This is a genomic window from Streptomyces sp. NPDC000075, from assembly GCF_040301925.1.
Lineage (GTDB): Bacteria > Actinomycetota > Actinomycetes > Streptomycetales > Streptomycetaceae > Streptomyces > Streptomyces polychromogenes.
The window spans coordinates 85,005-96,323 of record NZ_JBEPFL010000020.1 but is presented as its reverse complement, the minus strand read 5'-3'; the positions used below and the strand labels follow the sequence as shown (position 1 = coordinate 96,323).

Sequence of the window (11,319 nt, the reverse complement as noted above, 5' to 3'; positions counted from 1 at the left end):
CGCAGGATGTGTGCTTCTGAGGGAGGTTCAGTCGAAGGAGTGACAATCATTCCGTCGCCTTGCCACTCAAAAGGGGTGTCATTGTCCAGGGCAAACGCGGATTGACTCGATGACACGCCGCCCGGGCGCCTAGGATTCCCCTCAACACCTCACGTAGCACCTCATCGGTCTCATTCGACAGGAACCCCATGAGCGACACTTCCTCCCCCTTCGGCTTCGAGCTCGTGCGGCGTGGTTACGACCGCGGTCAGGTGGACGACCGCATTACCAAGCTGGTCTCCGACCGCGACAGCGCCCTAGGACGTATCAACTCTCTGGAAAAGCGGATCGAGGAGCTGCACCTCGAAACGCAGAACGCCCAGGCCCAGGTGAGCGACGCGGAGCCGTCGTACGCCGGGCTCGGCGCCCGGGTCGAGAAGATCCTGCGGCTGGCCGAGGAGGAGGCGAAGGACCTGCGCGAGGAGGCCCGTCGCGCGGCCGAGCAGCACCGTGAGCTGGCCGAGTCCGCCGCGCAGCAGGTGCGCAACGACGCCGAGTCGTTCGCCGCGGACCGGAAGTCGAAGGCGGAGGACGAGGGCGTCCGCATCGTCGAGAAGGCCAAGGGCGACGCCGCCACCCTGCGCGCCGAGGCCCAGAAGGACGCGGCCTCCAAGCGCGAGGAGGCCGACGCCCTCTTCGAGGAGACCCGCGCCAAGGCCGCCCAGGCCGCCGCGGACTTCGAGACCAACCTGGCCAAGCGTCGCGAGCAGTCGGAGCGCGACCTGGCCTCGCGTCAGCAGAAGGCCGAGAAGCGCCTCGCGGAGATCGAGCACCGCGCCGAGCAGCTGCGCCTGGAGGCCGAGAAGCTCCGTACGGACGCCGAGCGCCGCGCCCGCCAGACGGTGGAGACCGCGCAGCGCCAGGCCGAGGACATCGTCGCCGACGCCAACGCCAAGGCCGACCGCATCCGCAGCGAGTCCGAGCGCGAGCTGGCGGCGCTCACCAACCGCCGCGACTCCATCAACGCCCAGCTGACCAACGTCCGCGAGATGCTGGCGACGCTGACCGGTGCGGCCGTGGCCGCAGCCGGCTCCCCGATCGACGACGAGCCGGTCACCCGCGGTGTCCCGGCCCAGCAGAGCCGCTAGCAACTCCCGTACGCCCGCGTGCGGATACACCCCCGTACGCACGCGGACCTACTTGCCGGTAGCCGAAATCGGGCATCCAGGGCCGTACATCACCTTTTCGAGGTGGCGTACGGCCCTTCGGCGTTCTAGCGTGGCCGCATGATCGAGCTAGAGGGCCTCACCAAACGATTCGGCGCGAAGACCGCCGTGGACAACCTCAGCTTCCAGGTCAAACCGGGGGCGGTGACCGGCTTCCTCGGCCCGAACGGGGCGGGCAAGTCGACCACCATGCGCATGATGCTGGACCTCGACGCTCCGACCGGCGGCACGGTCCGGATCGACGGGAAGCACTACCGGGACCTAAAGGAACCGCTGAAGCACATCGGCGCGCTGCTGGACGCCAAGGCCATGCACGGCGGCCGCAGCGCCTACAACAACCTGCTCTGCCTCGCCCAGGCGAACCGGATCCCGAAGAGCCGGGTGGACGAGGTGCTGGACCTGGTCGGGCTGACGCCCGTGGCGCGGAAGAAGTCGAAAGGATTTTCGCTCGGAATGGGCCAACGGCTGGGAATCGCCGCTGCCCTGCTGGGCGATCCGGAGATCCTCATGTTCGACGAACCCGTCAATGGTCTGGACCCCGAGGGAATTCTCTGGATCCGCAATCTGATGAAAGGTCTGGCATCAGAGGGGAGGACGATCTTCGTCTCCTCTCATCTGATGAGCGAAATGGCGGTGACCGCAGACCATTTGGTGGTGATCGGACAGGGAAAGCTCCTCGCCGACTTGCCGATGGCGGATTTCATCCAGCAGAACTCCCGCAGTTACGTACGGCTGCGCTCCCCTCAGCACGAACGCCTCAAGGACGTCCTGCACGAGGCCGGCATCGCCGCCGTCAGCGTCCCCGCCACCGGGGCCCTGGAAATCGACGGCGTCCCGAGCGAGCGGCTCGGCGAACTCGCCGCCCGGCACCAGATCGTGCTGCACGAACTCAGCCCGCAGCGGGCGTCACTGGAGGAAGCGTTCATGCGCATGACGGCGGATTCCGTCGAGTACCACGCCCACGCCCGGCGAGAGGGCGGTGCGTGACCGTGTCCTCCTTCCCCGCCGTCCTCCGGTCCGAGTGGACGAAGATCCGCACCGTGGCCTCGACCACCTGGACCCTGGCCTCGGCCCTGGTCGTCACGGTCGGGCTCGGCGCGCTGCTGTGCTCCTTCGCCGCGTCCCGGTTCAAGGACATGAACGCCGCCGAGAGGCTCACCTTCGACCCGATCATGATCAGCTTCGCGGGCATGTCCCTCGGCCAGCTCGCCATGATCGTGTTCGGGGTCCTGGTGGTCGGCACCGAGTACAGCACGGGCATGATCCGCACCTCGCTGGCCGCCGTGCCGCGCCGCGGCAGCCTCCTGCTCGGCAAGCTCACGGTCGCCGCCGCCCTCGCCCTGGCCGTGGGCCTGGCCACCAGCTTCCTGTCCTTCTTCCTCGGCCAGGCGATCCTGGGCGACCACGGCACCGGCCTCGGCCGGGAGCACGCCCTGCGTGCGGTGATCGGCGCCGCCCTCTACATGGCCCTGATCGCGCTGTTCTCGATGGGCGTCACCACCGCCCTGCGCAGCTCGATCCTGGCACTGGGCATCCTGATGCCGTTCTTCTTCCTGATCTCGAACATCCTCCACGCCTTCGCCTCGACCCGGAAGGTGGCCCAGTACTTCCCGGACCAGGCCGGCTCCAAGATCATGGAGACCGTCCCGGACGCCATGAACCAGGTCCAGGCCCCCTACGGCCCGTGGGGCGGGCTCGGCATCATGGTCCTGTGGGTCCTCGCCGCCCTGGCCGGCGGCTACCTCGTCCTGCGCAAGCGGGACGCCTGACCCCGCGTCCTCCTCAGGACGGACGTCCCGCGTACTACGGGAAAACCCCGGGCCGGATCTCAGGGAGAGCTCAGGGATCCGGCCCCGGCGGGAACCGGCCAGGGCTCGATATCCTCTTAAGGCATAAGCGGGCGAGAGCCGTCCGGGGCCGACAAGGGGCAGCACAGTGATCGAGGCAGTCGGCCTGACGAAGCGTTTCGGCTCCAAGACCGCCGTCGACCGGCTGTCCTTCCAGGTCAAGCCCGGTCATGTGACCGGCTTCCTCGGACCCAACGGCTCCGGCAAGTCGACCACCATGCGCATGATCCTCGGACTGGACCGGCCCACCTCCGGTCACGTCACGATCAACGGCCTCCCCTTCCGGGAGCTGCCGAACGCCCAGCGGCACGTCGGCGCCCTGCTCGACGCCAAGGCCGTGCACGGCGGCCGCCGGGCCCGTACGCACCTGCTGTCCATCGCCCAGCTCTCCGGGATCCCCGAGAAGCGGGTGGACGAGGTCCTCGGCGTGGTCGGCCTCCAGGCCGCGGCCCGCCAGCGGACGAAGGGCTTCTCGCTCGGCATGGGCCAGCGGCTCGGCATCGCGGCCGCCCTCCTCGGCGACCCCCAGGTGCTGCTCTTCGACGAACCCGTCAACGGCCTCGACCCCGAGGGCATCCTCTGGGTCCGCAACCTGATGCGGCAGCTCGCCGCCGAGGGCCGCACCGTCTTCGTCTCCTCGCACCTGATGAGCGAGATGGCGCTGACCGCCGACCACCTGATCGTGATCGGCCGGGGCCGGCTGCTGGCCGACATGAGCACGCAGGACTTCATCACGCACAACTCGGCCGGATTCGCGCGGGTCCGGGCCGCCGACGGGGACCCCCGGGACCGCGGGACCCTGGCGGCCGCCCTGACCAAGGCGGGCGGCCGGGTGCTCCAGGAGCCCGACGGGGCGCTGCGCGTCACCGGGCTCGACCTCCCGCGGATCAGCGACCTCGCGCACGCGGCCGGCGTACGGCTGTGGGAGCTGTCCCCGCACCGTGCCTCCCTGGAGGAGGCCTACATGCGGATGACGCAGGCCTCCGTCGAGTACACCTCCACCGACGACCCGCGCGCCGAGCTGTGGGAGCCCGAGCCGCTGAGCGTCCCCGAGTGGGAGGACGAGGCCTCGGCCGCCGTCCCCGCCGAGACCGCCGCGGGCTTCTTCGCTCCCCCGCCCCCCGGAGCCGAGCGGCGGCCCTTCCTGATGCCGGGCAGCGCCGCCGACCTCGCCCCCTCCCCCCAGCACACCTCCGAGGACCCCCGATGACCACCACCCCCGCCGGGAAGCCGACGGCGAGCGCGACCCCGCCGAACGCGCCGGGGCCGGACGGGACCCTCCCCTACAGCTCCCCGCTGCCCACCCCGCGCCCGCACCTGGGGCACGCGCTGGCCTCGGAGTGGACCAAGCTGACCTCCGTGCGCTCCACCCTGTGGACGCTCGGCTCGCTCGTGGCCCTGGTCGTCGGCGTCGGCATGCTCGCCGTGGTCCAGACCGCCTCCCGGGACTACGAGTCCCTCCCCTACCCGGCGCCCGCGCTCTTCGGGCTGATGGTCGGGCAGATCGCCGTCATCGTGCTCGGCGTGCTGACGATCTCCTCCGAGTACGGCACGGGCCTGATCCGCACCACCTTCACCGCCGCCCCCGGGCGGCTGCGGGTGCTCACCGCGAAGTACCTGGTCTTCGGCACCGTCGCGTTCGCCACCACCACCTGCTCCGTCGGGTTCGTCGGCCTCTGGGCGTCGATCCTGCACAGCGGCCCCGCCGCCGGGCCGCACGGCCTCTCCGAATGGGCAGGCGCGCTGGCCGGCTGCCTCTACGTGACCCTGCTGGGCCTGCTCTCCCTGGCCGTCGGCGCACTGGTGCGGCACTCGGCGGGCGCCATCGCGGTGATGCTCGGCGTGGTCACCATGCCCCCGGTGCTCGGGGCGATACTGACGGCCTGGCCGGCCACCAACGGGCTGGGCCTGGTGGTCCTGCGCTACAACGCGCCCGTCGGGCTGTTCCAGCTCTTCGGGGTGCGGGACGGCGGGATCTCCGGGACCGCGATGCCCAGCGCCCTGGCCCAGATCATGCTGCTCGTCGTGGTGACGGCGGGCGCGGTGGCCGCCTCGTACGCCGTCGTCCGCCGCCGGGACGTCTGAGCGCCGCCGGCTCCCGCGCTCAGTAGCGCGGCGCGTTGCGGGACCGCTGCACCTTGGAGGTGCGGCGGTCCTTCGCGTTCCAGCAGGCCTTGTGCCAGTGCCGCCGGTCGTCCACGCCGCCGTACTCGGGCCAGGCCACCAGGTGCGGGGTGCCGGAGGGGATCTCCTGGTCGCAGCCCGGGCAGCGGTAGCGCTTGCCGGCCGCGCTGGCGCCCGCGACGTGCCGGACCTTCCAGTCCTCGCCCAGGTACTCCTCGGTCTGCTCCAGCCCGTACCGGTCGTAGCCGGTGCCCGGCCGTTCGTCCGGGGTCTCGCCGCCCCTGGGGCGGTTGTGGCGCGGTGACACGTATACCTCACGAAGGGGCCGCGGACAGTGACTTTCCTCCAGACTACGCGCAGCGAACCGCGTTACCCGCAGGGTGTCCGGGGAAGGCGCACCTGCGAACGGAACTGGCCCGACTATCTCAATAACTTTCCTGTCAGGCCGTGCCTTTGGCACGTGTCAGACGTTGTTGCCAGCAGACGTTGACGCCGTCAACGAGCAATGAGCCGGTCCACCTGGGGGAGGCCGCGCCAGCCGCGAGGAGGCCAAGGGCGATGCGCGTAGGAGCGTTTGTACTGGCGGCCCAGTTCCCGGGCCAGGGGCAGGGGGAGGCGCTGCACCGGGCGGTGCGGACCGCCGAGGTGGCCGAGGAGGCCGGGCTCGACTCGGTCTGGCTCGCCGAGCACCACTTCGTCCCGTACGGGGTGTGCCCGTCGGCGGTGACGCTGGCGGCGCTGCTGCTGGGGCGCACCCGGCGGCTGCGGGTGGGCACGGCGGTGAGCGTGCTGCCGAACACGCATCCGGTGGCCCTCGGGGAGCAGGCGGCCCTGCTGCACGTCACCTCCGGCGGCCGGTTCACCCTCGGGGTGGGGCGGGGCGGGCCGTGGGTGGACCTGGAGGTGTTCGGGGGCGGTCTGGAGGCGTACGAGACCGGGTTCCCGGAGGATCTCGACCTGCTGCGGAGCTGGCTGTCCGAGCCCCGGGTGGCGGCGGCCGGCGAGCGGCACGGCTTCCGCGAGGTGGCCGTCGTACCGCGCCCGGACGAGGCCCTGGACGGGGACGGGACGGGGCCGGAAGTGATCGTCGCGTGCACCTCCCCCGCGTCGGTGCGGACGGCCGCCCGGCGCGGACTGCCGATGCTGCTGGGCATGCACTGCGGGGACGAGGACAAGGCGGGGATGGTCGCGCTCTGGCGCGAGACCGCGCTGGCGGCGGGCCACGACCCCGGGGCCGTCCGGGCGGCGGGCCACGTCTCGGCGGGGGTGTGCCAGCTGGCGGACCGTACGGCGGACGCCCGCGAGACCCTGCTGAAGGCGATGCCGGGCTGGCTGCGGCAGGGCCTCGACGCGCACGTGACGGTGGACGGCCGGCAGCGCGCGATGCGCGACCCGCACGACTACACGGAGCTGCTGTGCGACCTGCACCCGGTCGGTACGCCGGAGCTGGCGGCGGACCGGCTGGCGGCCACCTCGCGGCGCACGGGCATCACCCGCTTCGCGCTGCTGACGGAGGGCTCCGGCGACCTCGCCGCGACGGAGGAGAACGTCCGGCGCCTCGGCGCGGAGGTCCTGCCCCTGCTGTCCTGACCCGGCCGTGGCCCCGGCGCCGCACGGCCTGTGCTGCCGCCCCTGTGTCCTCGCACCTCCCACGACACGGAGCGGCAGCGGAGTTCCGGTGCTGCTAGCAGTCGCGCAGTTCGGGCGACTGGTTGAGCAGCTGGCCGCGGATCGAGGTGAACTTGGCCAGCCGGTCGTCCACCGACGGATCCAGCGGGAACACGGCTACGCGGTGGCAGTTCTGGAAGGCCAGGCGCACCCCGAAGTGCCGCTGCAGCGCACCCCGTATCGCGTCACTCGCGAGCGCGCGCAGCAGCTGGCCGCGCGCCTGCTCGTCCGGCGGCGGCGTCTGGTTGTCGGCGAATTCTCCGCCCTCAACCTCCAGCTGGGCCGTCAACGAGCTGATCATCTCCCATGCGTAAGGCAGGGAGGTCCGGACGCAGTCGACGAAGGCGGCTTCGTCGACCTCGCCTCGCTCGGCCTGTTCGAGTAGGGCCGGTGAGACGTCGAGCGACATGGGTTCTCCTCTCGTGACCCCGGCGTTCTGGGTCGCCGGAGTCCTACGGGCAGGGAAGGAGGCCGCGACGCAGTGTGCACGCTCGGCAACCTCCCGCTCACCACGGTAGGCGCCCACCGGGTGGCGCACCAGGAGAATGCGCATACAACGCGCCATCGGCGAACGGGGCTTTCAGGGGCGAATCGCGTGAAGGCCCGTCGGTCGAGTAGCGTTGCCGACCATGCGTCTCGTCATTGCCCGCTGCTCCGTCGACTACGCGGGCCGGCTCACCGCCCATCTGCCCTCGGCACCCCGTCTGATCCTCGTGAAGGCCGACGGCAGTGTCTCGATCCACGCGGACGACCGGGCGTACAAACCGCTCAACTGGATGTCGCCTCCGTGCACCCTCAAGGAGGGGAGCGGGGACGACGCGAACGTCTGGACCGTCGTCAACAAGGCGGGCGAGAAGCTCATCATCACGATGGAGGAGGTCCTCCACGACTCCTCCCACGAGCTGGGCACCGACCCGGGCCTCATCAAGGACGGTGTCGAGGCGCACCTCCAGGAACTGCTGGCCGACCGCATCGAGACGCTGGGCGAGGGCTACTCCCTCATCCGCCGCGAGTACATGACGGCGATCGGCCCGGTGGACATCCTGTGCCGGGACGCGTCGGGCGCGACGGTGGCGGTGGAGATCAAGCGGCGCGGGGAGATCGACGGCGTCGAGCAGCTGACCCGGTACCTGGAGCTGCTCAACCGCGACCCGCACCTGGCGCCGGTGCGCGGTGTCTTCGCGGCGCAGGAGATCAAGCCGCAGGCGCGGGTTCTGGCCAATGACCGGGGTATGGACTGCGTGGTCCTGGACTACGACGCCCTGCGCGGCATCGAGGACGACAAGCTGCGCCTGTTCTGACGTCCGGCCCGTTCCGCGGACCCGAAGGCCCCCCGAGCTCCGCTCGGGGGGCCTTCACGCGTGCGCGGTGCCCGGCCCGGCTCAGCCGGGGGTGGTCGAGGAGGCCGGGGAGGACCCCGTCGTCGGTCCCGAGGCCGTCGCGGAGGAGTCGGCGGTCGGGGTCGGCGTCGGCTTGGGGGTCGGCGTGGGCGTGGGCGTCGGGGTGGGGGTCGGCGTGGGGGTGGGGGTCGGCGTCGGGGTGGGCGTCGGGGTCGGCGTCGCCGGGGGCTGCGGGGAGCCCGTCCCGGTCGGGGTGCCGCCCGGGGACGGGGTCCCGCCGTGGCCCGGGGTCGGGGTGGCCGACGGGCCGGGTGCCGTCGGCGGGGCCGGTTCCGTCGCCGGGTCGGCGCCGCCGGTTCCGGGTACCTGCGGGACGTGCGGGGACGTCTGCGCCGAGGGGCTCGACGACACCGAGGGGGACTGGGTGTCCTCCGGGCCGTCCGAGGCCAGCGCCAGCCCGATGACCGTGCCGAGCGCCGCCACGGTGAGCACCCCGGCCGCCCCGAGCAGCGCCGTCCGGCGCCGCCGGGCCGTGCCGGGCGGGGCCGGGCGCGGGCCGGTGAGGCGCGGGGGTGCGGGCCGGGCGGGCGCGGGCGGCGGGAAGGAGTTCCCGAAGACCGCCGAGAGGTTCTCGGGGGTCTCCGGGGGCGGCAGCTGGGCCCGCCGGATCACCGGGTTGACCTGGGTCACGGCCTCCGAGCCGGGCGCGGGGACAGCCGCCTGCCCGGGCCGGGCGGCGGGGCCCGTCTTCCCGGGCCCGGCCGGAGCGGCCTGAGCGGCGGCCTGGGCGGGCTGGGCGGGCTTGACGAGCTTCTCGGGACGGGCGGTGGGCGCGGCGGCCGCCGGGGTCTTCGCCAGGGGCGTCGTCACGGCCGTGGCGGAGCCCGTCGCGGAGCCGGTCGCGGGGGCCTTCGCCGGTGCCTTCGCGGCGGGGGCCTTCGTCAGGGGAACGGCCGGCTGCGGGGCCGTCGCGGCCGGGGCCGGGGGCGCCTCCAGGCGCAGCGGCGGGGAGGCCGCGGCCCCCAGCGTCTCCCGGTCGGTGACCAGTGCGAGCGCCCGCCGCCCGGCGACCGTCCCGCGCTTGTCCGCGAGCGCGCCGCGCAGCCCGATCGAGGCCTCCAGCTCGGCCCGCGCCCGGTCCAGGCGCCCCTCGCACAGGGCGAGGACGCCGAGTTCGTGGTGGAAGTACGCCTGCTCGGCGACCTCCCCGGCCTTCCGCGCGGCCTCCGCGCCCGCGCGCAGCACCCGCTCCCACGCGTCCCAGTGCAGCGAGGCCGCGAAGGCCGGGGCCGCCGTCCGGGCCAGGAGTACGGCGGCCACCACATCGGCCCCGGCCAGCGCGGCGAGCACCGCGTCGGCCTCGGCCGCGACCCGTTCCGGGGTCACCGAGGCGTGCCCGGTCCACCAGGCGTAGTGCCGGGCGGCGGTGCGGGCCTCCTCGGCGCCGGCGCCCCCGTACCCGGCCTCCTCCAGCTGCCGCGCGACGCCCTCGGCGAGCCGGTGGCGCGACCCGACGGGGGTGATCAGCCCGCAGTCGAGGAGTTCGGCGACGGCCCCGTCCGCGTGGTGGTCGCCGACCAGCGCGGGCAGGTGCGCGGGGTGCGGGAGTTCCCCGCCGAGCGCACAGGCCGTCCGCAGGGCCGCCCGGGCCGACTCGCTGACCCGGGAGGCCAGCAGTTCGGCGGGGGCGGCGGCCTGGGCCAGGGTGGGCAGCGGGACCGGGGCGGGGTCGCGCGGGCGCTCGTCGAAGACTCCGGGCTCCTCGTCCTCGTCCCCGGCGGGGGTCCCGTTCAGCGCGTCGCGCTGCCTCAGCAGGGCGGCCGCCTGGACGAAGCGCAGCGGCAGCCCCTCGGAGGCGAAGCGCAGGTCCCCGGCCCAGGCCGTCTCCGCCTCGGTCAGGGGCCGCCCGGTGAGCGTCTCCAGCAGCTCCGTGCAGCCGGCGCGGCCGAGACCGCCGAGGAAGACCTCCTCCAGGTGCGACTCGTCCGAGGGGGCCTTGGCGTCGGGAGTGGCGGCCAGCAGGTAGGCGCACTCGGGGGTGGCCCGCAGCAGTTCGTCCAGCGCGGGGCCGCCCAGCTCCAGGTCGTCGAGGAGCACGATGGCGCCGATCTCGCGGACGCGCGCGAGCAGCGCCGTCCGGTCGGGGCGCACGCCGGCGGTGTCGTACACGGCGGCGTAGAGGGCGTGCAGCAGCTCGGCCGGCTGCTGGTGGCCGTACCCGCTGAGCCGCACCACGCCGTCGGGGGCGAGGTCCGCGCACTCCCGGGCGACGGCGTCGAGCAGGGCGGTGCGGCCGGATCCGGCGGGCCCGGTGAGGCGTACGGAGCGGCCGCGCTGCAACAGCCGTACGAGCCGCTCCTGCTCCTCGGCGCGCTCCAGCAGCGGCCGGACGCGGACGGGCGGCCCGGACGGTGCGGGGGGCCGCGCGGCGGCGTCACGGGCGGCCCGGGAGGCGGCGTCGCGCTTGGCGGGGCGGCGGGCCGGATCGGGTCCGGCGCCGGGCCGGTGGGGCTCGATCTCGCTGCCGTCGACGGGGTTGACGGTGAGGGTGAACTCCCCGGCCGTCAGCGTCACGACCCGCGCGGGCCCGGCGGGCAGGGGCGGCACCCCGACGACGGGGGTACCGGCGGCGGGGGTGCCGTCGGCCGTGCCGATGACGGGGGTGCCGGCGGCCGGAGTCCCGGCGGGCGTACCGGACGCGGGCGTACGCACCACGGGCGTACCGGACGCGGGCGTACGCACCACGGGCGTACCGGACGCGGGCGTGCCCTCGGCCGGCGGGCCGACCGGCGTGCCGACACCGGGGCCGCCGACGGCCGGGCCGCCGGCGCCCGGGCGGGCGGCTGCGGAGGGCCGCCCGCCCGACGCGGTCCCGCCCGACGCGGTCCCGGCCCCGGTCTCGGTCTCGGGCCGACGGCCCTTCCCGGGCTGCCCCTGTGTACCGTCCATGACCAAGTCTCCCCGCCTCACGTCGCGCGCTCCGTCGCCGTCTTCCCTGCCGCCCGGCCTCGCTCGCGCCGCTTGTCGCTACTGGTCCGGTTTCCGCCCGACCCTAAACGCTCCCGGGTCGCGCCGGTACCGCAGGGGTCCCTCCACCACGGGACCGTTACGGTTCCCGTCCATACGTACGGAAGC

At 73.6% G+C, this 11,319-nt stretch carries 10 protein-coding genes; 7 read left to right on the top strand and 3 right to left on the bottom strand.

Going from position 1 to position 11,319, the window contains the following annotated elements; all coding sequences use genetic code 11:
* The first annotated feature begins 188 nt into the window (after window positions 1–188).
* The 5 genes from ABT403_RS23195 to ABT403_RS23175 all read left to right on the top strand — a co-directional run bounded on the left by ABT403_RS23195 (window position 189) and on the right by ABT403_RS23175 (window position 5,137).
* Window positions 189–1,127 carry a coiled-coil domain-containing protein gene (locus ABT403_RS23195; protein WP_042811317.1) on the top strand — a complete coding sequence of 313 codons (939 nt, stop codon included), beginning with the start codon at window positions 189–191 and terminating at the stop codon, window positions 1,125–1,127.
* Between the two features lie 138 nt (window positions 1,128–1,265).
* Complete coding sequence (locus tag ABT403_RS23190) at window positions 1,266–2,192, top strand: ABC transporter ATP-binding protein (RefSeq protein WP_344165323.1); 927 nt, start codon at window positions 1,266–1,268, stop codon at window positions 2,190–2,192.
* 2 nt (window positions 2,193–2,194) lie between these two features.
* The gene (locus ABT403_RS23185; protein WP_344165889.1) at window positions 2,195–2,974 is read left to right on the top strand and encodes an ABC transporter permease; all 780 of its coding nucleotides are present in this window, start codon (window positions 2,195–2,197) and stop codon (window positions 2,972–2,974) included.
* A gap of 166 nt (window positions 2,975–3,140) precedes the next feature.
* Entirely contained in the window at window positions 3,141–4,262 is a 1,122-nt protein-coding gene (locus ABT403_RS23180; protein ID WP_344165320.1) for an ABC transporter ATP-binding protein, read from the top strand.
* On the top strand, window positions 4,259–5,137 hold the full coding sequence (locus tag ABT403_RS23175; protein WP_344165318.1) for an ABC transporter permease: 879 nt from the start codon (window positions 4,259–4,261) through the stop codon (window positions 5,135–5,137). Before ABT403_RS23180 ends, ABT403_RS23175 begins: the two co-directional genes overlap by 4 nt.
* Window positions 5,138–5,156: 19 nt before the next feature.
* Here the strand turns inward: ABT403_RS23175 and ABT403_RS23170 are convergent, their stop codons facing one another.
* Window positions 5,157–5,483 (bottom strand): Rv1322 family protein, encoded by a 327-nt coding sequence (locus ABT403_RS23170; RefSeq protein ID WP_344165315.1) that lies wholly within the window; start codon window positions 5,481–5,483, stop codon window positions 5,157–5,159.
* A 251-nt stretch (window positions 5,484–5,734) separates the two neighbouring features.
* Here ABT403_RS23170 and ABT403_RS23165 point away from each other — a divergent pair, with 251 nt between their 5' ends.
* Window positions 5,735–6,766 carry an LLM class flavin-dependent oxidoreductase gene (locus tag ABT403_RS23165; RefSeq protein WP_344165312.1) on the top strand — a complete coding sequence of 344 codons (1,032 nt, stop codon included), beginning with the start codon at window positions 5,735–5,737 and terminating at the stop codon, window positions 6,764–6,766.
* A 94-nt stretch (window positions 6,767–6,860) separates the two neighbouring features.
* Here the strand turns inward: ABT403_RS23165 and ABT403_RS23160 are convergent, their stop codons facing one another.
* Window positions 6,861–7,253, bottom strand: a complete 393-nt coding sequence (locus ABT403_RS23160) for an SCO5389 family protein (RefSeq protein WP_030235830.1) — start codon at window positions 7,251–7,253, stop codon at window positions 6,861–6,863.
* Window positions 7,254–7,473: 220 nt separating this feature from the next.
* On the opposite strand from ABT403_RS23160, the gene nucS reads away from it, so the two are divergent.
* Window positions 7,474–8,145 carry an endonuclease NucS gene (nucS, locus tag ABT403_RS23155; protein WP_344165307.1) on the top strand — a complete coding sequence of 224 codons (672 nt, stop codon included), beginning with the start codon at window positions 7,474–7,476 and terminating at the stop codon, window positions 8,143–8,145.
* Between the two features lie 81 nt (window positions 8,146–8,226).
* On the opposite strand, the gene ABT403_RS23150 is transcribed toward nucS, so the two are convergent.
* Entirely contained in the window at window positions 8,227–11,133 is a 2,907-nt protein-coding gene (locus ABT403_RS23150) for an ATP-binding protein (protein WP_344165304.1), read from the bottom strand.
* Window positions 11,134–11,319: the final 186 nt, after the last annotated feature.

What these genes read in the sequence shown, in the direction of transcription:
- ABT403_RS23195 (WP_042811317.1), top strand. Translation starts at nt 189, where the DNA reads ATGAGCGACACTTCCTCCCCCTTCGGCTTCGAGCTCGTGCGGCGTGGT.
- ABT403_RS23190 (WP_344165323.1), top strand. Translation starts at nt 1,266, where the DNA reads ATGATCGAGCTAGAGGGCCTCACCAAACGATTCGGCGCGAAGACCGCC.
- ABT403_RS23175 (WP_344165318.1), top strand. Translation starts at nt 4,259, where the DNA reads ATGACCACCACCCCCGCCGGGAAGCCGACGGCGAGCGCGACCCCGCCG.
- ABT403_RS23165 (WP_344165312.1), top strand. Translation starts at nt 5,735, where the DNA reads ATGCGCGTAGGAGCGTTTGTACTGGCGGCCCAGTTCCCGGGCCAGGGG.
- ABT403_RS23160 (WP_030235830.1), bottom strand. Translation starts at nt 7,253, where the DNA reads ATGTCGCTCGACGTCTCACCGGCCCTACTCGAACAGGCCGAGCGAGGC.
- nucS (WP_344165307.1), top strand. Translation starts at nt 7,474, where the DNA reads ATGCGTCTCGTCATTGCCCGCTGCTCCGTCGACTACGCGGGCCGGCTC.
- ABT403_RS23150 (WP_344165304.1), bottom strand. Translation starts at nt 11,133, where the DNA reads ATGGACGGTACACAGGGGCAGCCCGGGAAGGGCCGTCGGCCCGAGACC.